This is a genomic window from Allofournierella sp. (genome assembly GCF_048388525.1).
In the GTDB taxonomy this organism is placed as follows: domain Bacteria; phylum Bacillota; class Clostridia; order Oscillospirales; family Ruminococcaceae; genus BQOK01.
The window spans coordinates 1-21,824 of the sequence record NZ_DBGCTQ010000036.1 but is presented as its reverse complement, the minus strand read 5'-3'; the positions used below and the strand labels follow the sequence as shown (position 1 = coordinate 21,824).

Annotated in this window: 21 protein-coding genes and 2 tRNA genes; all 23 read right to left on the bottom strand. The window is 61.6% G+C overall.

Annotation, left to right across the window (positions count from 1 at the left end; all coding sequences use genetic code 11):
* Positions 1-94: 94 nt before the first annotated feature.
* The 23 genes from ACMLHZ_RS03520 to ACMLHZ_RS03410 all read right to left on the bottom strand — a co-directional run bounded on the left by ACMLHZ_RS03520 (position 95) and on the right by ACMLHZ_RS03410 (position 21,510).
* Positions 95-841 carry a LytR/AlgR family response regulator transcription factor gene (locus ACMLHZ_RS03520; RefSeq protein WP_418666414.1) on the bottom strand — a complete coding sequence of 249 codons (747 nt, stop codon included), beginning with the start codon at positions 839-841 and terminating at the stop codon, positions 95-97.
* Positions 813-2,852 carry an ATP-binding protein gene (locus ACMLHZ_RS03515; protein WP_418666413.1) on the bottom strand — a complete coding sequence of 680 codons (2,040 nt, stop codon included), beginning with the start codon at positions 2,850-2,852 and terminating at the stop codon, positions 813-815. Before ACMLHZ_RS03515 ends, ACMLHZ_RS03520 begins: the two co-directional genes overlap by 29 nt.
* A 164-nt stretch (positions 2,853-3,016) precedes the next feature.
* Entirely contained in the window at positions 3,017-5,155 is a 2,139-nt protein-coding gene (locus tag ACMLHZ_RS03510) for a polyribonucleotide nucleotidyltransferase (RefSeq protein ID WP_418666412.1), read from the bottom strand.
* A 210-nt stretch (positions 5,156-5,365) separates the two neighbouring features.
* On the bottom strand, positions 5,366-5,623 hold the full coding sequence (gene rpsO / locus ACMLHZ_RS03505) for a 30S ribosomal protein S15 (protein ID WP_177562480.1): 258 nt from the start codon (positions 5,621-5,623) through the stop codon (positions 5,366-5,368).
* A gap of 126 nt (positions 5,624-5,749) precedes the next feature.
* Complete coding sequence (gene ribF / locus ACMLHZ_RS03500; RefSeq protein ID WP_418666411.1) at positions 5,750-6,697, bottom strand: bifunctional riboflavin kinase/FMN adenylyltransferase; 948 nt, start codon at positions 6,695-6,697, stop codon at positions 5,750-5,752.
* A gap of 7 nt (positions 6,698-6,704) precedes the next feature.
* Positions 6,705-7,580 (bottom strand): tRNA pseudouridine(55) synthase TruB, encoded by an 876-nt coding sequence (gene truB, locus ACMLHZ_RS03495; protein WP_418666410.1) that lies wholly within the window; start codon positions 7,578-7,580, stop codon positions 6,705-6,707.
* Positions 7,580-8,557, bottom strand: coding sequence for a DHH family phosphoesterase (locus ACMLHZ_RS03490; RefSeq protein WP_418666409.1), 978 nt, complete (start codon positions 8,555-8,557; stop codon positions 7,580-7,582). The genes truB and ACMLHZ_RS03490 overlap by 1 nt, the downstream gene beginning before the upstream one ends.
* Positions 8,558-8,595: 38 nt before the next feature.
* Complete coding sequence (rbfA, locus tag ACMLHZ_RS03485) at positions 8,596-8,952, bottom strand: 30S ribosome-binding factor RbfA (RefSeq protein ID WP_177562487.1); 357 nt, start codon at positions 8,950-8,952, stop codon at positions 8,596-8,598.
* Positions 8,953-9,020: 68 nt separating this feature from the next.
* Positions 9,021-11,351: a translation initiation factor IF-2 gene (infB, locus tag ACMLHZ_RS03480; RefSeq protein ID WP_418666408.1), complete on the bottom strand. Its 2,331-nt coding sequence runs from the start codon at positions 11,349-11,351 to the stop codon at positions 9,021-9,023.
* The gene (locus ACMLHZ_RS03475) at positions 11,348-11,674 is read right to left on the bottom strand and encodes a ribosomal L7Ae/L30e/S12e/Gadd45 family protein (RefSeq protein WP_418666407.1); all 327 of its coding nucleotides are present in this window, start codon (positions 11,672-11,674) and stop codon (positions 11,348-11,350) included. Before ACMLHZ_RS03475 ends, infB begins: the two co-directional genes overlap by 4 nt.
* Complete coding sequence (gene rnpM / locus ACMLHZ_RS03470) at positions 11,661-11,942, bottom strand: RNase P modulator RnpM (protein WP_177562492.1); 282 nt, start codon at positions 11,940-11,942, stop codon at positions 11,661-11,663. The genes ACMLHZ_RS03475 and rnpM overlap by 14 nt, the downstream gene beginning before the upstream one ends.
* A gap of 43 nt (positions 11,943-11,985) precedes the next feature.
* Positions 11,986-13,068, bottom strand: a complete 1,083-nt coding sequence (nusA, locus tag ACMLHZ_RS03465; protein ID WP_418666406.1) for a transcription termination factor NusA — start codon at positions 13,066-13,068, stop codon at positions 11,986-11,988.
* Positions 13,069-13,112: 44 nt separating this feature from the next.
* Positions 13,113-13,598 (bottom strand): ribosome maturation factor RimP, encoded by a 486-nt coding sequence (gene rimP, locus ACMLHZ_RS03460; protein ID WP_418666405.1) that lies wholly within the window; start codon positions 13,596-13,598, stop codon positions 13,113-13,115.
* 125 nt (positions 13,599-13,723) lie between these two features.
* Positions 13,724-15,553 (bottom strand): DUF6020 family protein, encoded by a 1,830-nt coding sequence (locus ACMLHZ_RS03455; protein ID WP_418666404.1) that lies wholly within the window; start codon positions 15,551-15,553, stop codon positions 13,724-13,726.
* A complete protein-coding gene (locus ACMLHZ_RS03450; RefSeq protein WP_418666403.1) occupies positions 15,550-16,788 on the bottom strand; it encodes an aminopeptidase in 1,239 nt (412 codons plus the stop codon). The genes ACMLHZ_RS03455 and ACMLHZ_RS03450 overlap by 4 nt, the downstream gene beginning before the upstream one ends.
* A 134-nt stretch (positions 16,789-16,922) precedes the next feature.
* A complete protein-coding gene (locus ACMLHZ_RS03445; RefSeq protein ID WP_418666402.1) occupies positions 16,923-17,330 on the bottom strand; it encodes a helix-turn-helix domain-containing protein in 408 nt (135 codons plus the stop codon).
* Positions 17,331-17,468: 138 nt separating this feature from the next.
* Positions 17,469-18,038, bottom strand: coding sequence for an HD domain-containing protein (locus tag ACMLHZ_RS03440; protein WP_418666401.1), 570 nt, complete (start codon positions 18,036-18,038; stop codon positions 17,469-17,471).
* Between the two features lie 43 nt (positions 18,039-18,081).
* On the bottom strand, positions 18,082-18,765 hold the full coding sequence (locus tag ACMLHZ_RS03435) for an LrgB family protein (RefSeq protein WP_418666400.1): 684 nt from the start codon (positions 18,763-18,765) through the stop codon (positions 18,082-18,084).
* Positions 18,762-19,124, bottom strand: a complete 363-nt coding sequence (locus ACMLHZ_RS03430; RefSeq protein ID WP_418666399.1) for a CidA/LrgA family protein — start codon at positions 19,122-19,124, stop codon at positions 18,762-18,764. Before ACMLHZ_RS03430 ends, ACMLHZ_RS03435 begins: the two co-directional genes overlap by 4 nt.
* Before the next feature lie 78 nt (positions 19,125-19,202).
* Complete coding sequence (locus ACMLHZ_RS03425) at positions 19,203-20,612, bottom strand: glycine--tRNA ligase (protein WP_418666398.1); 1,410 nt, start codon at positions 20,610-20,612, stop codon at positions 19,203-19,205.
* A gap of 124 nt (positions 20,613-20,736) precedes the next feature.
* The gene (locus ACMLHZ_RS03420; RefSeq protein ID WP_418666397.1) at positions 20,737-21,267 is read right to left on the bottom strand and encodes a GNAT family N-acetyltransferase; all 531 of its coding nucleotides are present in this window, start codon (positions 21,265-21,267) and stop codon (positions 20,737-20,739) included.
* Positions 21,268-21,355: 88 nt separating this feature from the next.
* Positions 21,356-21,431 (bottom strand) — tRNA-Phe (locus tag ACMLHZ_RS03415).
* Between the two features lie 3 nt (positions 21,432-21,434).
* Positions 21,435-21,510: transfer RNA gene (locus tag ACMLHZ_RS03410), tRNA-Gly, on the bottom strand.
* Positions 21,511-21,824: the final 314 nt, after the last annotated feature.

Sequence of the window (21,824 nt, the reverse complement as noted above, 5' to 3'; positions counted from 1 at the left end):
TTTTTTTACGCTGTTCTCTCATCAAAAGCAGGGCCGCCCGGCTTTTGACAGCCGGACGGCCCTGCTCAGCGCTCTTTTGTTCAACACGCTTCCTTTATATCCCCATAATCTCTTTGAGTGCAACCGAATACCGGCGGCTCACCGGAATGGTTTGCCCATATCCTGCAATCGAGATTGCATAGGTGTTGTTAAACATGGGATGCAGCTCAGCGATCTTGTGCAGGTTGACCAAAAAGCTTTTGTGACACCGAAAAAAGTCGAATCCGCTCATCCGTTCTTCCCAGTAGCCCAAAGTTTCTTTGGTTGTGTAAGCCTTTCTTTCGGTAACGATCCTAACCCCATTTTGGTCGGTGGTAAAAAACAGGATATCAAGCGGGTCAAGCAGCAGAAGCCGCTCGTTGTTGTTGATGACCACCCGGTTGAGCTTCATACGGGCAGTTTGAATGGCTGCGTCGATCGCTTCCTCCGCCGGCGGAGTGCTGGCCGCATGGCGCAGTTTTTCAATGGTTTTTTGCAGCCGTGCCTGCGTAACCGGCTTCAGCAGATAATCCAGCGAGTTCAGTTCAAAGGCCTGCACCGCATAATCATCAAAAGCGGTCACAAACACCGTTTTGGTCAACAGGTTGGCAGCCGCCAATTGTTTTGCCACCTCAAAGCCGTTGAGAACCGGCATTTCAATATCCAAAAACACCACATCAGGTTTTTGGGCCAATGTTTCCACCAGGCCCTTTACCGCGTCGGTGTAGGCGCCGATTACCTCTACCCCGCCGCATTGTTCCAGCAGGCGCGTCAGGGTGTGAATCCCGATTTCTTCATCGTCCAACAGGATGGCTCGTATCATTGCTCTGCTCCTTTGCATAAAACTGATTCCAGCTTAAGGGAAGGGTAAACCAAATGCGCGTGCCTTTGCCAAGAACGCTCTCCGCCTGCAGCGGCCCGCCTCCATACAGCTTCAGGCGTTTCATGATGTTGCTCATTCCGGTGCCCAACGCGGCTGTTACCCCCTTCGTGACCGCTTCCACCATCCGCCGGGACATCCCCGGCCCATTGTCAGCCACTTCCACCCAAAGCTGGCCCGCTTCGGTGCGCAGGGTCAGCTGCACCTTGCCTCCATGCTCCATTTTGGAAATGCCGTGCTTTACTGCGTTTTCCACCAGCGGCTCAATGATCAGCGCGGGAATGAGGTATTCCTCGGTTTGGTTGGTGCAGATGGTGTACTGCAGCCGTTTGCCAAACCGCGCCTGTTCCACCCTTAAGTATGATTCGATGGTGCACAGTTCATCGCTCACCAAAATGGCCCGGTTTGCCTGCCGAAACCTGAACTTACTGCGCAGATACTGGCTAAAGTCCAGCAGCACATCGTGGGCCCGCTGGGGATCATCCAGGCAAAGCTGTGTGATCACATTAAGGGCATTGTAAAGAAAGTGCGGTTGTATTTGAGCCTGCAAAAGGCTCATCTGAAACTCCAGCGCTTCCTGTGTGGCTTTTTTGATCTGCACCAGAGTCTTAATTTTAGCCATCAGCTGCTGGGGCATCACCAGATAATCGATGCAATCGTTGGCCCCCGCCTGGTAGGCTCGTTCTAAATTCGCCTGACGATCATTGGGCACGATCAACAAAATAGGCAGCTGCGTATAACCGTAGCGTTTGCGCACAGCGGCGCACAGGCTAAAGCCTGAATAGTCCAGCAGTTCATCAATCACCAACAGATCATAGTACTCGTCAATGGGCATGCGATCCATATCCAATTGGGTCATTTCGGGGGCGTCCACTGCATAACCTGCCCCAGTCAGCAGAGAAATCAGGATATTTTTGTGGGTGGATGCAACCTTTAACAGCAGTATCCGCCCTTCAGGCCGGGCCAATGCGGCAGTCTGGATGCGTTTGCCTGTATCCCGGGGCAAATTAAGATCTGTAAAAGGAGTAACAGGCATACGGTAAAGATTGTCGTCTTTGAGCAGCGTAAAATACACCGCCGTGGTGTCGCGCAAAGATTTATCGATCCAGATACGCCCCTTATGCAGTTCCACCAGTTCTTTTGCAATGGCCAGCGAAAAGCCGGTACCGCTGTAATGCCCATTGGAGATGTTGTTGGCCCCATCAATGGGATCGAACAGCGAATTTTTGATATGCTCCGCTACACCTACTCCATCATCTTCAATTTTCACCTCCACATAGGCAGCTTTGCCCCGGGCGGAAATGGTAACGGTTCCCTGCGGTGTATAATTGATGAGCACAACAATCAGGTTGCCCACGATCTCCTGCAGCTTTTTGGAACTGGCCCGCACAAAAATGCCAGGGGGCACCGCGTTCACCAGCCGGATGGGCGACGGCGGTTTTTGGCTTTCGATCTGATGGATCACCGCGCCTGCCAGCTCCTGCAGGTTAAAGCTTTGCATCTGCAGCTTCACAAGGCCGCTTTTAAGCGCGTTGTACTCATCAATATCGTGCAGCATCCGTTTGATACGTCTGCTGCTCTCGGCGATGAGCTCAGCCTGCTGGGCCTGCTCAGCCGCAAGCGTTCCGCTGGAGCACAGCTGCTCCGCCACCCCAATAATGCCATTCACAGGCACAAAAAATTTGCGCACAATCTCATCGGCGTATTGCCGGTCATGCCGCTGCTTGCGCCCTTGTTGATACAGCAGTGCAGCCCCCAGGACCAGCAGCAGGCAGGCCACGGTACCCACCACCGCGATGCAGAATACCGTGTTTAAGACCAACACGTCCTCTTCGTCCCGCAGCAGCTTTTTCTGTTCATAGATCAAATAATCCATGGCAAGCATAATAAAAGGGATCGCCGCCACAATCCATATTTTTTTAAAATGTTTTGGCTCATCACCCTGCTGGTACAACACCGTCGCCTCCGTTTGCCCCTGGCCTTTTTTACGATTATATCACATCCTCATTCAGTTCCAAGGGGCATCCGCCTTTGTCGCCAAAAATTACATGGACGGTTTTTTTCACAAATAAACATAAAAGCCCCCGAACCAATGGTTCGGGGGCGGCCTTAAAACGATTAGCCCTGGGCCTTTTTGGCCTCAATGGCGGCCAGCGCGTCCTTGCGCGAGAGGTTGATGCGGCCCTGCTGGTCGATCTCGGTCACCATCACGATCAGCTCGTCGCCCACCGCGACCACGTCCTCCACGCGCTCCACGCGCTTTGCATCCAGCTTAGAGATGTGCACCAGGCCCTCTTTGCCCGGGGCGATCTCCACAAAGGCGCCGAAGTTCATCAGCCTGGTCACCCGGCCCTTGTAGATGGCGCCCACCTCGGGGTCCTCCACAATGGTCTTGATGGTGTGAACGGCGCGGTTGGCGTCCTCCACATCAATGGCGGACACGAACACGTGGCCGTCCTCCTCCACGTCGATCTTGCAGTTGCAGTTGGCGCAGATCTCCTGGATCACCTTGCCGCCCTTGCCGATCACGTCCTTGATCTTGTCCACGGGGATCACCATCGACAGCATTTTGGGCGCGTACTTCGAGAGCTCGTGCCGCGGCTCCGCGATCACCGGCAGCATGATCTCGTCCAGGATGAACAGCCGGCCCTTGCGGCACTTCTCAAAGGCCTCCTCAATGATCTCATAGGTCAGGCCGTCGATCTTGATGTCCATCTGGATGGCGGTGATGCCGTTGTGGGTGCCGCCCACCTTGAAGTCCATATCGCCGTGGAAATCCTCCACGCCCTGGATGTCCAGCATGGTCATCCAGCGGTCACCCTCGGTGATCAGGCCGCAGGAAATGCCGGCCACCGGGGCCTTGATGGGCACACCCGCGTCCATCAGGCTCAGGGTGGAGCCGCAGATGGAGGCCTGGCTGGTGGACCCGTTGGACGAGAGCACCTCGCTCACCAGGCGGATGGTATAGGGGAACTCCTCCAGGCTCGGCAGCACGGGCACCAGGGCGCGCTCGGCCAAAGCGCCGTGGCCGATCTCGCGGCGGCCGGGGCTGCGGGGCGCGCGGGCCTCGCCCACCGAGTAGGGCGGGAAGTTGTAGTGGTGGATGTAGCGCTTGTAGGGCTCGGTGCCCAGATCGTCCATCAGCTGGTTGTCCTTGGTGTTGCCCAGGGTGGTCACGGTCAGCACCTGGGTCTGGCCGCGGGTGAACATGCCGCTGCCATGCACCCGGGGCAGAATGCCCACCTCAGCGCCCAGGGGCCGGATCTCGTTGATCCCCCGGCCGTCCACGCGCTTGCCGTCGTCCAGCAGCCAGCGGCGCACCACGAACTTCTGCATCTTGTACATCAGCTCTTCAATGGTGCCCTCGCCCCACTGCTCGGCGTACGTTTCGGCCAGCTTTTCGCGGATGGGCAAAAGGCGCGCGTCGCGCACGTTCTTGTCGTCGGTGTCCATGGCGGCCCGGAACTGGTCCAAAAACTCCGCTTTCACGGCCTCAAACAGGTCGTGATCCAGCTCCATGTCCTGGAACTCGCGCTTGGGCTTGCCGATCTCGGCCACGATGCCGTGGATGAACGCAATGACCTTTTTGATCTCGGCATGGGCGGTCTTGATGCCCTCCAGCATGGTACCCTCGTCCACCTCGTTGGCGCCGGCCTCGATCATCACGATCTTTTGTTCGGTGGCGGCCACGGTCAGCTGCAGATCGCTCTTCTCGCGCTGCTCCAGGGTGGGGTTTACCACCAGCTCGCCGTCCACCAGGCCCATAAACACGCCGCCAATGGGCCCGGCCCAGGGAATGTCCGAGATCGACAGCGCAATGGAGGTGCCGATCATGCCGGTGATCTCGGGGCTGCAATCCTGGTCCACGCTCATCACGGTCATGGTCACGCACACGTCGTTGCGCATGGTTTTGGGGAACAGGGGGCGGATGGGCCGGTCGATCACCCGGCTGGTGAGCACGGCCTTCTCGCCGGGGCGGCCCTCGCGGCGCATAAAGCTGCCGGGAATGCGGCCCACCGAGTACAGCTTCTCCTCAAAATCCACGCTCAAGGGGAAAAAGTCGATGCCGTCGCGGGGCTTGTCGCTCATGGTCACGTTGCACAAAACCACGGTCTCGCCGTAGCGCACCAGGCAGCTGCCGTTCGACAGCCCACACATCTTGCCGGTTTCCACCACCAGCGGGCGGCCTGCCAGCTCCATCTGGAAGGTTTTGTAGTTGGGGAATGTCTCATGCCGGGATGCAAATTCCAATGCCATTGTTTTACCTCCTGAATCGGTGTTCTATTTACTCAGCGGGGCACCATGGCTTTAGCAATAAATCCGGCGTTCCGCGCTTCTCCCTTTCCGGCAAAGCGCCCGATTTACCGCTAAATACACGGCTGGCCCCCCTGTCGGACCAAAAAGGGCTCGCCTGCAAAAACAGGCAAAAGGCAGGCGGTGCAACGACCGCCTGCCTTTTTGGCTGGGTTACTTACGCAGACCGAGCTTGGCGATCAGGGCGCGGTAACGCCCGATGTCCTTCTTCTGCAGGTAGGCCAGCAGGTTGCGGCGCTGACCGACCATCTTCAAAAGGCCGCGGTTGCTGTGATAATCGTGGGGGTTAGCCTTCAGATGCTCGTTCAAATGGTTGATGCGCGCAGTGAGCAGGGCCACCTGCACCTCGGGGGAGCCAGTGTCGTTCTCATGCACGCGGTTGGATTCGATGATGACCTTTTTGTCTTCCATTGCTTCATACCTCGTTTTTTTATTTGCCAATGGCTCAGTGCGGGGCAATCGAGGCACGCCGTTGCGGCGCATACACCCCATACCGGGCCACGGTAGCCTAAATAGTATAGCACACGCCCGGGCGGATTACAAGGGCTTTTTCCCCTCTTTTGCACCCTCCGGCCCCTCAAAATAGGCCAGCGCCCTCGCCGCCGCGTCCTGCACGCAGGCGGTGAGCCCGGCAAGGTCCGCGAACCTCCGGCTGGGCGCGATGTACTGGTAAAATTCCACCGCTGGGCTCTCGTCGTACAGCTGGCCCTCAAATCCCGGGATAAAGGTCTCGCAGGTGGGGCCCCCGCCGGTCTGGTTCACGGTGGGCCGGGTGCCAAGGCCGGTGGCCCCCGCATACCATTCTCCCCCAATGCCCACCCGGGTGATGTAAATGCCGAAGCGGGGCATCACGAACCCCTCCGGGTAGACCTGGTTGATGGTGGGAAAGCCCAGCGTGCGCCCCAGGCCCTGGCCGTGCCGCACCTCAAAGTCGATCCGGTAGGGCCTGCCCAGCATCGCGTTCACCGCGGGCATGTCCCCCGCCTCCAGCGCCGCGCGGATGCGGCTGGAACTCACCGGCACCCCCTCATACAGGGCCATGGGCACGATCTGTACCTCGATCCCCAGCGGCGCGCACAGCTCTTTCAAGGTATCCACATTGCCGGCGGCCCGTGCGCCGAAGGTAAAGTTATCCCCGCAGAACACGGCCTTGGCGCGGCAAAGGCCGGCCAGCACGTCCCGCACGAACCGCTCGGGGCTCAGGGCACGAAACTGCTCAAAGGGCGGCTCCATATAAAAAGCGGCCCCCAGGGCCTCCATCTGCCGGTGTTTTTCGCTCTCCGGGCAGATGCGCCCCCCCTTCATCGCATTTTTAAGCGGCAGGCTGAAGGTGAACACCGCCGGGGCAAGGCCGTGGGCCCCGGCGTGGCGCGCGGCGGCCCGGATGACCGCCTGGTGGCCGATGTGCACCCCGTCAAAAAAGCCCAGGGCCACCGCAGTGCCCCGGGCGGCGCCCAGGGGCGCCAGCTCGGAATATACTTCCATGGGCTTTTCACGCCCTTTCCACAAACAATTTTTCCACTGTCAGGGTATCTTCCCGCACCCGGCCCAGGCCCAGAAAGCCCTCCGGGCCATACAGGCGGTACACCCCTTCCGGCCGGCCGAAGCGATAGGTGGGCGCCCCGTTCAAAAGGCGTGCGGCGGCGGCCTCATCCACCGCCGCCTTTGGCAGGTGCCGAAACACCGTGTCCACAGGCAGCAGCAGCCGTTCCAGGCCGCCCTCGTCTTTTGCGGCCTGGATGCTCTCCATGCCGTGGCTGGCTTCCAGGCCAAAGGCGCCCGCCCGGGTGCGCCGCAGCGCCGCAAGGCAGGCCGGGCAGCCCACGGCGCGGCCCAGCTCCTCCACCAGCGTGCGCACATAGGTGCCCTTGCTGCACTCCACGTCCAGCCAGAATTCCCGCTCGCCGGCCCCGCCGCAAAGCTTCAGGCGGTAAATAGTCACCGGGCGCGCTTTGCGCTCCACCGTTTTCCCCTGGCGCGCCAGCTTGTAAAGGGGCACGCCGTCCACCTTCACCGCCGAATACATGGGGGGGGTCTGCATCTGGGGGCCGGTCAGCGCGGGCAGTGCCGCCAGCACCTGTTCCCGGCTCACCGGCGTGCCGCTTGTTTCCAGCGTTTCGCCGGTCACGTCGCCCGTGTCGGTGGCCAGGCCAAAGCGCACCAGCGCCCGGTACGCCTTATCGTGGTCCGGCTGCAGATCCACCGCCTTGGCGGCCGCCCCCACAAAGACCGGCAGCACGCCCGTGGCCATGGGGTCCAGGGTGCCGGAATGCCCCAGCTTGCGGGTCGCCAGAATGCCCCGCAGCTTGGCGATCACGTCAAAGCTGGTCCAGCCCGCCGGCTTATCCACCACTAAAATGCCGTTCATCAGCTCCCGGCCGCCTCGTCCAGTTTTTTCAGTTCTTTTTCCACCTCGGCCAGCACGGCGGCCTTGGCGTTGTCCAGGTTCCCCTCCAGCTCGCAGCCGGCGGCCCTGGCATGGCCGCCGCCGCCCAGGCGCTTTGCAATGGCGCAGGCGTCCACGCCTTTCACCGTGCGCACGCTGATCTTATAGCTGGCGCCGGGCAGCTGCCGCAGGGTCACGCCCACCTGCACCCCCTCGATCTTGCGGGGCAGGCCGGTCAGATCCTCCAGGTCGGACATATTCACCCCGCTGGCGGCGATCTCCTCCCGGGTCATATACATCAGGGCGCACCGGCCCTCAAAATGGTATTCCAGGTTGTCCAGCGCCACCTTTTCAATGGCCATGCGCTCCCGGGTCTTGCTCTCGAACAGGATTGCGTTCAGGTCTTCCACCCGGGCGCCCGCCTCCATCAAAGCCGCCGCCACCGTGTGGGTGTGAGCGGTGGTGTTGGAATACAAAAAGCAGCCGGTGTCGGTGGAAAGGCCGGTGTACAGGCAGTCCGCGATCAGGGGGGTGATCTCGGCGTTCATGGCCCGCAGCAGCTCATAAATGATCTCGGCGGTGGCCGCCGCGCCGCCGTCCAGATACATGGCATCGGCATAGCCCGCGTTGGAGGAATGGTGGTCGATGCACAGATCCACCCTCTCCACATAGGGCTGCAGCGCGTCGCCGAACAGCTGGATGCCGGCAATGTCCACCGCCACCACATAGCCGGGGGTAAACTGGCCGGTATAGGGCTCCAGCCGCATGTAGCCATACCGCGCGGGAATGGGGTCCGCACACAGCACCGCCGCGTTTTTGCCCAGGTTTTTCAGCGCGTGCTGCAGAGCAGCGGCGCTGCCGATGGTGTCGCCGTCCGGGTTTTTATGGCACAGCAGCAGCACATCCTCGGCGTGCAGCAGCCGGCTGATCAGCTCTAAAAGTTCCAGGATTTCGCTCATGACGTTCTCCTCCTCTCAAAGGCGGGGACCGCAGGCGCTCAAAGCTCGCCCTTGTGCAGGTCCGCCAGCAGTTCGTTGATGTGGGCGGCATAGGCCGCGCCGTCATCCCGCACGAACACAAAGCGGGGCGCCTTGCGGATGTGCATGCGCCGGGAGATCTCGGTGCGCACATGGCCGGCGGCCCGGTTCAGGGCCTTCACCGCCTCTGCGGCCGCCTCCTCGCTGCCCATCAGGCTCACGAACACCTTTGCCTGATCCAGATCCGGCGTCACATCCAGCCGGGTCACGGTCAGCAGCCCCCCGCCAAGGCGGGGATCCTTCATCTGGCCGATGATGCCAATGAGCTCCCGCTTCATGTCCTGGGCCAAACGTCCTTGATTTTTCGCATTAGGCATGGGTTTACCTCATATTCTGCCGGGCCGGGGCGCGCCGCGGCGATCCGCGCGCCGCCCCAAAGCCGGGCTCAGTCGCGATATTCTTCCAGGATATACGCCTCAAAGATATCGCCTTCCTTGATGTCGCTGAATTTCTCCAGCGTCACGCCGCATTCGTAGCCCTGGGCCACTTCCTTCACGTCGTCCTTGAAGCGGCGCAGCGAGGAGATCTCGTCCTCGGTGATCACAATGCCGTCGCGCACCACGCGGATCTTGCTGGAGCGGATGATCTTGCCCTCCAGCACATAGCTGCCGGCCACAAGGCCCACGCTGGAGATCTTGTACACCTGGCGCACCTCCAGGCGGCCCTGCTCCACCTCGCGGATCTTGGGGGCCAGCATGCCTTTCATGGCGTCGGTTACGTCGTTGATGGCGTCGTAGATCACGCGGTACATCCGCAGCTCCACCTCGCACTGGGCCGCCTCGTCCTTGGCAATGGGGTCCGGCCGCACGTTGAAGCCGATGATGATGGCGCCGCCGGCGTTGGCCAGCATCACGTCCGATTTGTTGATGGCGCCCACGCCCGCGTGGATCACCTTCACCCGCACCTCGTCGTTGGAGATCTTTTCCAGGCTCTGCTTTACCGCCTCGGCACTGCCCTGCACGTCCGCCTTCACAATGATGTCAAGCTGTTTGCGCTCACCCTCCTCAATCTGGCTGAACAGGTTATCCAGGGTCACCTTCTGGTAGCTGGAGAACTGCTTCTCCTTCTGATCCGCCGCGCGCTGGTCGGCCAGCTCGCGGGCCAGCTTCTCGTCGGCCACCGCGTCGAACAGATCGCCCGCCGCGGGCACCTCGGTCAGGCCGGTGATCTCCACAGGGGTAGAGGGGCCGGCTTCTTCCAGGTACTGGCCCTTGTCGTTTTTCATGGTGCGCACGCGGCCCACCGCGGTGCCCGCGATCACGCAGTCGCCCTTGTGCAGGGTGCCCTTCTGGATCAGGATGGTGGCCACGGGGCCCTGGCCCTTGTCCAGGCGGGCCTCGATCACAGCGCCCTTGGCGCGGCGGTCGGCGTTGGCCTTCAGCTCCTTCACCTCGGCCACCAGGGTGATGTTTTCCAGCAGGTCGTCAATGCCCTCGCCGGTCATGGCCGACACAGGCACGCAGATCACATCCCCGCCCCAGTCCTCGGGCACCAGCTCGTACTGGGTGAGCTGCTCCTTGACCCGGTCGGGGTTGGCGGTGGGCTTATCCATCTTGTTAATGGCCACGATGATGGAAACGCCCGCGGCCTTGGCATGGTTGATGGACTCCACGGTCTGAGGCATAATGCCGTCGTCCGCCGCCACCACCAGCACCGCGATGTCGGTCAGGTTCGCGCCGCGGGCGCGCATGCTGGTGAACGCCTCGTGGCCCGGGGTGTCCAAAAAGGTGATGGTCTTGCCGTTCGCGGTCACCTGATAGGCGCCGATGTGCTGGGTAATGCCGCCGGCCTCGCCCGCGGTCACATGGGCGGCCCGGATCTTATCCAGGATGCTGGTCTTGCCGTGGTCCACGTGGCCCATGACCACCACCACGGGGGGGCGCTCGCTCAGGCTCTCGGCCGGATCCTCGTCCACCTCGAACAGGCGCTGCTCAATGGTAACGTGCACCTCTTTTTCCACCTTGGCGCCAAATTCCTCGGCCACCAGGGCGGCGGTGTCGTAGTCCACCGCTTCGCTCATACCCGCCATGACCCCAAGGCCCATGAGCTTTTTGATCACGTTGGAGGCGGTCTGCTTCAAGCGGCTGGCCAGTTCGCCCACGGTGATCTCGTCCGGGATCTGCACCTTGAGCTGGGCCTTGCGGGCCTTCTCCAGCTGGATGCGCTGCAGGCGCTCGGCCTCGGTCTCGCGCTTTTTCTGGAAGGGCTGGCGGAAGGGCTGGCGGCCCCGGTTTTTGCCAGCGTTGCCGAACTTCTGCTTGTTGCCCGCCGGGGTGGGCTTGCGGCGGTTCTCCACATTTTTGGTGGAGGCCAGCTCGGTATACTTCTCGTTGAATTTGTCCAGGTTCACATCCACGGTGCGGGTGTCCACCACCTTGGTCACCACCTCGCGCTTGGGCGCGGGGGCGGGCTGTTCCACCTTCTTTTTCTCCGGGCGGTGTTTGGGCTGGGGCATCTCCACCACGGTGCCGTCCGCCTTTTTCAGGATCTCGCTCTCCTTGGGCTTGGGCTTCGGGGCGCTGTCCAGGTAGGCGTCCAGGCTTTTTTCCTCGGTCTCCCGGGTAAAATGTTCAAAAATGTAGTTCAGCTCCCCTTCTTCCAGGTTGGAACCCACCTTTTTGGGCTCGCCCCCCCGGGCGGCAAGCAGATCAATGATCTGCTTTGCGGGTTTGTTCAGGTCTTTCGCCACTTCGCTGACTTTATATTTAATGGTCATGCGTTCTCCTCCTTCTCATGCTCGAGGCTGTTTATGCATAAAATCGCCAGATTGTCGTCGGTCACAGCGTACACGCCCACCTTTTTGTAGGTGATGGCGCACAGCGCCTGCTGGGTCAGCGGCATGCGCCTGCAGGGCACAAGCCCCTCGCAGCTGCGGCCCATGCGCTTGGCGGTGCCGTCGCTGGCGTCGGCCGCCAGCAGCACCAGGGCCGCCTTGCCGCCGTACACGCTGTCGGTCACCGCGTCAAAGCCCAGCACCAGCTTGCCTGCCTTGCGGCACAGCGACAGGGCCGAAAACAATTTTTGTTCACTCTGCTCCACCCTGTGCTCCTTCCAGTTCACGCTCGATGCTCTCGTACACCTCGGGCGGTATTTGGGTCTCCAGCGCCCGTTCCAGGCGCTTTGCCTTGCGGGCCTTTGCCAGGCACTGGGCGCTGGGGCAAAGGTAAGCTCCCCGGCCGGGCTTTTTGCCCACAAGATCCAGGCTCACTTCGCCCTGGGGGCTGCGCACCACGCGCACCAGCTCCTTTTTCGGTTTTTGCTCATTGCAGCCGGTGCAGCGCCGCAGCGGGATCTTTTTCTGTTGCACGCGGGGTCGCTCCTTTCCATTTCCTCCGTTCGGCGGCAGGGCCTTATTCCTGCGCCGGCTTTTCCTCTTCCTCGTCCTCGCCGTAGTAGCCGCTCTCGGGCCGGATGTCTATATTATAGCCGGTCAGGCGGGCGCACAGGCGGGCATTCTGGCCCTTGTTGCCAATGGCCAGGCTCAGCTGGTGATCCGGCACGGTCACACGGCAGGCCTTGCGCTCGCCCTCCAAAATCTCCACCTTCACCACTTTTGCGGGGCTCAGCGCGGCGCTGATAAACTCGGCCACGTCCTCGCTCCAGCGCACAATGTCGATCTTTTCGCCGCCCAGCTCCTCCACGATCTTGTTCACGCGGGCGCCGTGAGCACCGATGCACGCGCCCACCGGATCCACGTTTTCATCCTTGCTCCACACCGCCATCTTGGTGCGCACCCCCGCCTCGCGGCTGATGGCCCGGATCTCCACGGTGCCGTCAAAGATCTCGGGCACCTCCATCTCGAACATGCGCTTAACCAGCTGCTCGCTGGTGCGGCTGATGATGATCTTGGGGCCGCGCTCGGTCACCAGCACATCCTTCACATACACCTGCACGTGCTGGCCCTCGTAAAACTCCTCGCCGGGCACCTGCTCCGAGCGGGGCAGAACCGCCTCGCCCTTGCCCATCTCCAGCGCCACGATGCCGCGCTCGGGGTCAATACGAAGCACCCGGGCGGTCACGATCTCGTGCGCCTTGGACTGCATCTCGCTGTACAGCTGGTTGCGCTCGGCCTCGCGGATGCCCTGCCGGATCACGTGCTTTGCCGTCTGAGCGGCAATGCGCCCGAAGTCCTTGGTTTTCAGGGGGGTGACCACCCGGTCGCCCAGCTTGTAGCTCTTGCGGATGGCCTGCGCCTCTTCCAACGAAAGCTGGATCTTGGGATTTTCCACCTCTTCCACCACGTCACGCACCAGGCTCACACTGAATTTGCCGTGCTCGGGGTCGATCTCCACCAGCACGTTGTCGTCCTCCACCTCGTAATCCTTTTTCACGGCGATCACAATGGCCGCCTCGATCTTTTCGATCAGGTAATCGGCGGTCAGGCCGCGCTCTTTTTCCAGCATGGAAAGCGCTTCGAAAAACTCTGCGTTCATTTTTTCTGATTACTCCTTTGTCACTATCTTTATGTCACAGGCTGTTAAAACAGGTCTTCGTCGTCACACAGCTTTACATAACTGGCGCTGGCCAGCTCAAACGTTTTTTCGCCCTCAGGCGCGGCAATGGTCACCCGGCCGCCCTCAAAAGCCGCCAGCGGGCCCGCGTACTCCCGCCTGCCCGCCTCGTCCGGCCGGATCAGCCGCGCTGCCACCTTCTGCCCCCGATACTGCGCAAAGTGCTCGGGCCGGGTCAGCCTGCGCCCAAGCCCCGGGCTGCCCACCTCCAAAAAATAGCTCTCGGCAATGGGATCCGCCGCGTCGATCACCGGATCCACCGCGCGGCTGGCCGCCTCGCAGGTATCCAGATCCAGCGGCTCGTCCCGGTCGATCAGAACCCGCAGGTACCAGTCCGGCCCTTCCTTTTCAAAGCGCACATCCCACAGCCGCAGCCCCATGCCTTCCAGCACCGGGCGGACCAGCTGCTCCACCGTTTGCACCGTGGTCTGGCCGCCGCTCGCCTTCCCCATTCCAAAACCTCCCAAACACGCAAGAAGAGCGGGCCTTTCGGCCCACTCTCCAATCAAAAATCATCTTACGTTATGTTAGTATACCACGCTTTGCCGGGATATGCAAGCGTTTGCCCGCAAAAGCCTTATATTTCCCGGGTTTTGCGCCGCACCGCGCACACGGCGGCCGCCAGCAGTGCCGGCCAGCAGAACAAAAGCGGCCAGCCGTAGCGCCCGTGACCGTAGAACACCGGGCCAAACAGGCACATCAGCAGGGTGAGGTACTGCACTGCCAGCGCGCCCCCCAGCTGTTTCACCCCCCGGGCGGCAAGCCACGCCCCCAGCGCCAGCAGCCCCCAGGCGGCAAAGCCCAGGTTTTCCGGCCAGCTCAGCACCGGCAGCAAAAAGGCATAATCCAGCTTGTCCAGCAGATGTTCCAGTGTGTCCAGAGCTGCCGGGCGTGTCACATAAGCGTTGTCCCCCACCGGGCTGTAGCTCCAGCAAGGGTTTTGCACCCCCGGGTAAAGCCAGCCGTAATTCAGGTTCACGAACGCCTCCAGGGCGCTCACCGGCCGGCGAAGGGTCTGGGCCAGCCATACCTTTAAATATGCCTGGCGATCCGCCTCGATGGCCTCCGGGCGATTGATGTATGATTTCACGGGGTCCGCCAGGTTTGGGTTGTAGGTATCCGCCAGCGCGCCGTACTGCACCACCCGGTCAATGGCCTCCCGCTCAGCGTCGGTCACCTCGCCCCCAAAATCCCGCACATACCGCGCGGTCTGCTGCAGCGGGATCGAGAGGGTTTCGTTTGGGTTCGCCGGTTCCACACCCGGCAGCGCCCGCAGCCCTGCGTTCAGGCCGTACCCCGCCGCCAGAGGCAAAACCAGGCAGGCGGCCAGCGCCAGCCTGGCCCTTTTTTCGCCCATCGCGCGCCACAGCCCCACGCCCCCCAGCGCCAGCACCGCCAGGATCAGCACCGGGCCGTTGTAGCGCATGGTCGCCGTCAGAAACACGCCCGCGCACAGCAGGGCCTTTTTATAACCATGTGCCTTAAGATCCGCCGGCAAAAGCAGCGCTTCCAGCACCAAAAGGGTCAGCAGCAGCACCCCGGCGCTGTAAAGCCCGTCCTTCATCAGCAGGGTGGCTGCCCGGGGGAAGGTGGGCACCAGCGCATAGAGCGCCAGCGCCCCCGCCGCCGCAGCAGGCGGCGCTTCCAGCCGCAGCATCACGTGCACGCTGTAGGCCAGCACCAGGGCGATCACAAGGCTCTGTGCCAGCACCGCCAAAAACGCCCCGGCGTTCCAGCTTCCCAGCAGGGTTTTGCCCAAAACCAGCAGGCCGCTCTGCAAATACGTATGGGCCAGCGGGTGCCCGGCATTCAGCGCGCGCGCACCCGTCGCCTGCTCCAGCTGCCACCAGGTGTCGGTGTTCGAGGCCCCCGGGAACAGGCAGACGTAATAGGGCAGCCAGCAGGCCAGGATCACTCCCAGGCCGCACAGCACGGTTTTTGGCCCGGCCCGGCGCAGCCAGGCCGGCCCCCAGGCCCCGCCCGGGCGCGGGGCCGCCAGCCGGTCCAGCCCCGCAAACAGGGCCAGCAGCGCAAAATACAGCAACACCGCCCAGCCCAGCCAGCGCACAAGCGCTTTTAAAAAGCACACCGGGCCGCTGTACAAAAACGCCAGGCTGTCGCTGGCGGCCATGGTTTCGCCCGCCAGGGCGCACAGGCCCAAAAAGCCCCCCAGCGCCGCCAGCCAGCCATCTTTCCGGCAAACGGGCAGACCCAGCGCCCAGTGGAAAAAGACCGCCAGCAGCACCGCGAACGCCATGTCCTCAATGCCCTGGGCCTGCGCCCGCACCACCGGGTCCAGCACGTCCAGGGCCTGCGCCAGGCCGCACAGCCAGGCCAGGCCCACCGCTGCCAGCCAGCGCTGCTTTTCCGTCAGCGCGCCCGCCCCGCCTTTTGGGTCTGTGTTCACAGGGCCCACTCGCCTTTCTCAAAAATAGTCACGGTGGCCCCGGCCCGGGTCAGGCCGGTGATGCGCATGTCCGCCGCGCCCACCATCACGTCCTCATGGATGGCCGAGTCGTTCACGCCGCAGGCCAGCAGCTCTTCCTTGCTCATTGTGTTCCCGCCCTTCACCGTGCCGGGGTAGCCCGCGCCGAAGGCAATGTGGCAGGCGGCGTTCTCATCAAACAAGGTGTTGTAAAACAGCACGCCGCTGCGGTTGATGGGGCTCGAGGCAGGCACCAGCGCAACCTCGCCGATGCGGCAGGCCCCCTCGTCGCTGGCAAGCAGCTCGCCCAGCAGCGCGTCGTTCTTTTCAGCCGAATGGGCCACCACCCGGCCAGCCTTAAAGGTCACCGAAAAGCCCTTGATCAGCTGGCCGTTGTACACATAGGGCCGCGTGCCCTTCACAACGCCGTTCACCCGCTCGCGGTGGGGCGCGGTGAACACCTCCTCGGTGGGGATGTTCGGAATGAAGGCGGCCCCGTTTTCGGCCACGCTGGCCGCGCCCTCCCAGGTGTGGCCGTCGGCCAGGCCCACGGTCAGGTCGGTGCCGTTGGCGCTTTCCAGGCGCACGCTCGCAAGCTCCAGGGCGTTCAGCTTGTCCCGGTACGCGGTCATTTTTGCCGTGTGCGCCCGCCACTCGACCACCGGGTCGTTTGTCCCATTCACCCGGCATACCTCAAAAATCAGCTTCCACAGTGTTTCCACGGCCTCGGCTTCGGGCAGCTCCGGGAATACGGTGTGCGCCCAGGCCGGGGTGGGGATCGCCACCACGCACCACTGCACCCGGTCGTTCATGGTGTAGGCGCGCCAGGGCTCCAGGGCAGCCCGACGGGCCAGGTTCACCCGGTTCAGCTTGCCCGCGTCCAGCCCTTTAAAGGCCTCCGGGTCATCGGCGTGTATGTTCAGGGTGCACACGCCGCCCTCGCTCTCGGCATAGTCCAGGTAGCTGCGCAGCAGGTGGGGCTTCACGTCGCTCAAAGCGGCCTCGTCGCCCAGCTCCATGCGGATGCGCGCCAGCTGTTCGTCACCGTATTTCACCACCACGTCCGCCGCGCCCGCCTCAAAGCCGGCCTTTGCGCAGGCCCGGGCAAAAAAGGCGGCCTCCACCGGGCAGTGGATGATAAAGGTCTGGCCGGGGCGCACGTTCACCCCCACCCGCACAATAAAATCGGCGTATTTCTGCATCAGCGTCTGATCCATCCTGCAAAATCTCCTTTAACTATCACAAAATCAGGGTTTCCTTTATTATAGCGGAAAAGGCGGAGCTTTAAAAGCTCCGCCTGCGGTTATTTTGCGCTGCTTGCACCCCACCCCTTTGGAAACAGGCGCAAAGTTCACAGTTCTTCTTTTTCTTTTCTGAACAAGCTCACCCCCGCGCAGGCAAGCCCCAGGCCCAGCATGGTTGAAACCGAGTACAAATCGACCTTTTTCAGCACCGACAGCACGATCACCGCCACGCCCATGGCCACGGCGATGGCCTTCAGCACCAGACCCACGATCCGGTCGATCTTTTCCCGCGCCGTTTCCCCGCCGCCCGCTGGGCGTGCCTTGGCCTGAAGCAGCTGCTCCACCGAGACCTCCAGCACCTCGGCCAGCTTGGGCACCGAGGCGATATCCGGGCAGGAGAGGTCCCTCTCCCATTTGGACACCGCCTTGTCGGTGACGCCCATCCGCTCTGCCAATTCGGCCTGTGTCATCCCCCGCTCCCTGCGCAGGGACGCGATCATTGTTCCCATGGTCATTTCTCTTTTCCTCCTTCGGTTTTTGATGGCTCTATGGTAGCATCCCCGCGGTGGGCGGCTCAACCGACCGGAAGTTTATCCGCAGAAACCTTTGGTTTACACGCGGTCGAGTTTATTTTTCAGCAGATTTGTGTGTTCTTATTCCCCCAAAACCGTCCTTATCACAGCATCATACTTTGGCTGATAGAGCGCCCTGCTTCGCTCCGACAGCTTGGCAAAGCTGCGCCTGAGTTTGTTGGCTACAAATTGTGTGCCCTCCTCAATGGAGCAGCCCCGCTTTACATAAGCCAAATAAAACAGCGCGGGAACACTGTCAAAATGAGAGATCGCGTCGGCATCGGCCACACAGACCTCCTCCGCGCTGCATTTCTCCCGCACTGCGCTGCCGCGGTGATTCAAAATACATCTTTGCACCAGCTCTGTTTTGGCCTTGGGATAGTCCATCTTTTCAAGCAGCTCCCCTGCCATTTTTGCGCCCCAGATATGATGCTCCTCGTAATATTTATAATCGGTGATGGAGGCCACGTCGTGCAACCACGCGGCAATGGTCACTACCTCCACATCAGCGCCGTATTTCTCCGCCAGGAGAATGGCATTTTTCACTACTGCCTGGATGTGGCAGCCGATCCCTTCCCCAAAAAAATTATTTTCATCGCCGCACTTCTCCAAAACAATTTTTTCCAGGGCCTCTACAATATCTTTTCTCACAGGCTTCTCTCCCTTTCCCTCTCCGGCTGCGGATCCCCGCCGTTTACCACACGAGCGCCAGCGCCACAGTCAGCAGCCCGGCCACCCCGATGGAAACGCTGCTCATAGCGCCCTGCACCTCCCCCAGGCCCATGGCCGCGGTGGTGCCGATCACATGGCTGGAGGTTCCGATGGCCACCCCCGCCGCCACCGGCTCTTTTTCCAGCCGGAACAAGCGCACAAGAAAGGGCGCGGCCACAGTGCCCAAAATACCGGTGAACAGCACACACAGCGTGGTCACCGAGGGCAGGCCGCCCCCCTGTTCGCTCAGCGCCACCGCAATGGGGGTGGTCACACTGCGGGGCAAAAGGCTCTTTGTCAGCGCCGCGTCCAGCGCCAGCAGGCGGCACATGCCGTTCACCGCCAGCGCGTTCACCGCGCTGCCCGCGGCGCAGCCCAGCACCACCGGCCAAAAGTTTTTCTGCAGCACCGCCCGCTGCCGCCAGACCGAAAGGCCCAGCGCCGCCGTGGCGGGCGCCAACAGCAGGCTGATGATCTGCCCGCCCTGCCGGAACCAGTCCAGCGGAATGCCAAAAGCCGCCAAAAAGCTCACCGCCAGCACGATTCCCACCAGCAGCGGGTGGGCCAGCGGGGTCCTGAGCTTTTCGTTCACCCACACGCCCGCCTGCCACGCGGCGGCGCACAGCACGATGCCGAACAGCGCGTTGTTGCACACAACTTCCTTCATCTTTGCGTCCTCCTGCGCTGCAGCGCCAGCACGCCCTTCACGGTCAGCGCGGTGGCCGCAAAGGTCAAAAGGGTGCCCGCCGCGCACACGGCCAGCAGGGCAAGGCCGCTGGCGCGGAACACCTCCATCTCTTCCAGCATGCCCACCCCCGCGGGCAAAAACAAAAACGCCATGTTTTTTTGCAGGCCGTCGCAAAGGCCCTTCACCGATTCCTCACGCAGCAGCTTCAGCCCCAGCAGGGCCAAAAGCAGCACCATGGCCAGCACACTGGCCGGCACCGCCACCGGCAGCGCCGCGCTCACTGCTGTGGCCGCCAGGCACACGCCGAACAGGATCAAGATCTCGCGGATGATGAACATGCTCTCCTATCCTCCCTGAAAAGCGGAATCAAAAGGCCCGCCGGGCGCACAGGCTGCACGGCGGGCTCTTTCAAAGGTTTAAAACTCGATCTTCTTTTCGATGTAGGCCTTCACCTCGCCGATGGGCAGGCGCACCTGTTCCATGGTGTCCCGGTCGCGGATGGTCACGCAGCCGTCGCCCGCCTTTTCCCCGTCGCCGAAGGTGTCAAAGTCCACGGTGATGCACAGCGGGGTGCCGATTTCGTCCTGCCGGCGGTACCGCTTGCCGATCGAGCCCGCCTCGTCGTAATCCACCATAAAGTATTTGGCCAGCTCCTGCCAGATGGGCCGGGCCGCCTCGCCCAATTTTTTCGAGAGGGGCAGCACCGCCGCCTTATAAGGGGCCAGCGCCGGGTGCAGCCGCAGCACCACCCGCTTGTCGTTCTTGGCCTCGTCCACGATCTCCTCGTCGTAGGCCTCGCACAAAAAGGCCAGGGCCACCCGGTCGGCGCCCAGGCTGGGCTCGATCACGTAGGGGATGTAGTGCTCGTTCGTTTCCGGGTCAAAGTATTCCAGGCTCTTGCCGCTGGCCTCCTGGTGGCGGCCCAGGTCGTAGTCGGTGCGGTCGGCAATGCCCCACAATTCGCCCCACTCGGTGAACGGGAAGGCATACTCGATGTCGGTGGTGGCGCGGGAGTAAAAGGCCAGTTCAGCGGGGTCGTGGTCCCGCAGGCGCAGGTTCTCCTCCCGGATGCCCAGGCTCAGCAGCCAGTTTTTGCAGTAGTCCTTCCAGTAGCCAAACCACTCCAGGTCGGTGCCGGGCTTGCAGAAAAACTCGCACTCCATCTGCTCGAACTCGCGGGTGCGGAAGGTAAAGTTGCCCGGCGTGATCTCATTCCGGAAGGCCTTGCCCACCTGGCACACGCCGAAGGGCAGCTTGCGGCGGGTGGTGCGCTGGATGTTGGCAAAGTTCACAAAGATCCCCTGCGCGGTCTCGGGCCGCAGGTAGCAGGTGGAGGAGGAATCCTCGGTCACGCCGATGGCAGTCTTGAACATCAGGTTGAACTTGCGGATGGGGGTAAAATCGTGTTTGCCGCACACCGGGCACACCACGTCCTCATGCCCGGCGATAAAGGCATCCATCTCCTCAAAGCTCATGGCGTCGGCGTTCACATCCGGGTGCGCGTCGCCGATCAGCTTGTCCGCCCGGTGCCGCGCCTTACAGGCCTTGCAGTCCAGCAGCGGGTCCGAAAAGCCCGCCACATGGCCGGTGGTGATCCAGGTCTCCGGGTTCATGATGATGGCGGCGTCCAGCCCCACGTTGGTGGGGCTCTCCTGCACAAACTTTTTCAGCCACGCCTTTTTCACGTTGTTCTTGAACTCCACGCCCAGCGGCCCGTAGTCCCAACTGTTGGCAAGGCCGCCGTAGATCTCGCTGCCCGGGTATACAAACCCCCGGTTCTTACACAGTGCCACAATGGTGTCGAAGCTCTTTTCTCGGTTGTTCATGTTTCCTTCTCCTTCTTCCGCGACGCTGGCTGCCCCGCAGTTATTTGGTCTTTTCCTATCTTACGGCCCCCGGCCCGGTTCGTCAAGCATCAACGGGTGATTCACCGCATTTTTCACCCCCCGCTTACAATTTACATTCCAGCTGGCAGTCATACGGTTCTGCATCCACATGGCGCCGGGAATACGCCTGCGCCTCCACGCATCCCATTTTTTTGTAAAACGCCTGGCTTTCAATGGCGGAATGGGCAGAAATATACAATTTCCCCGCTCCGTTCTTTCGGGCCCATTCTTTTGCCGCCAGAAACAGCGAAGCCCCGATCCCCCTGCCCCGCAGCTCCTCAGATACATGCAGGCTAGTCAGATCCAAATATTTTTGTTCCCCACCAAACAAACCAGGTTCCACCGAAACAAAGCCCTTCAGCGCTTCCTTATAAAAGGCGGCGTACACAAGCCCGCCCGTGCGGGCAGTATTCTTCAGGCAGGCGAGCAGGGTCCGGTAGTCCGCCTCGGTCCAGTCGTCCACAAAGGGCGCGTCCCGAATGACCCATTCGCCGTTTTCTCTGCGCCGGCATTTTGTCACGACCTGGCGGCGCACAAATTCTTTAAACAGTTCCCGGCAGATCTCCTCTTCTTTTAAGCTCCGATAACAAAGCATACGCGCGCCCCCTGCAAACGATCGTTTTGAGCCTTTTAAAACGTTGCAAAAACGCCCGGGCCTGTAATAAGCCCGGGCGTTTTTGCTGTGGTGCCTCCGATCGGAATCGAACCAATGACACGGGGATTTTCAGTCCCCTGCTCTACCAACTGAGCTACAGAGGCGCATGGAGCGGCTTACGAGGCTCGAACTCGCTACCTCCACCTTGGCAAGGTGGCGCTCTACCAGATGAGCTAAAGCCGCAGGTTTTGACTGCGCGAGTTGTATTTTACCACACATCGCCCCCCTTTTGCAAGGGGTTTGCGGCATAAAAATCCTCTGTTCGCCTTTTTTGCACCGCGGCCCGCGGGACCGTTTGAAATCCCGGGCGCCGTATGGTACAATCAGTTTGCCCGCCGCGGCGGGCGCTCCAACAGATCTACAAGAACAGAAAAGGGGTATTGGGAATGGAATTTTTGCAGGACCTTCTTGCGGCCATCGGCGTGGTGCTGAACGGCATCCCCCAGGGCCTTCTGGCCATGAGCCTGGGCTTTGCGTCGGTGCCCACCGCGCTGGGC